Origin of the sequence: Paracoccus sp. SY, from assembly GCF_002901215.1 — a bacterium.
GTDB lineage: Bacteria > Pseudomonadota > Alphaproteobacteria > Rhodobacterales > Rhodobacteraceae > Paracoccus > Paracoccus acridae.
Genome location: NZ_NWMQ01000242.1, coordinates 1 through 318 on the forward strand (window position 1 = coordinate 1; position 318 = coordinate 318).

At 59.4% G+C, this 318-nt stretch carries 1 pseudogene; it reads left to right on the top strand.

The features are described 5' to 3' along the window. Nucleotides 1-4: 4 nt before the first annotated feature. A pseudogene (locus tag CK944_RS22710) lies at nucleotides 5-318 on the top strand (type 1 glutamine amidotransferase domain-containing protein); the annotation flags it as partial.

Here is a 318-nt window from a genome sequence, read left to right on the forward strand (position 1 = left end):
CATAATGAAGATCCTCATGGTTCTCACTTCCCATGATCAACTGGGAAACACCGGCAAGAAGACCGGCTTCTGGCTGGAGGAGCTTGCTGCACCCTACTACGTCTTCAAGGATGCAGGTGCCGAGATCGTGCTGGCATCTCCAAAGGGCGGCCAGCCGCCGCTCGACCCCAAGAGCAACGAGCCTGACTCCAGGACAGACGCAACCAACCGCTTCGAGGCCGACGCCGAAGCCCAGGCAAAGCTGGCTTCGACGGAAAAGCTGTCGGCCATCAACCCGCATGACTTCGATGGCATCTTCTATCCGGGCGGCCATGGTCC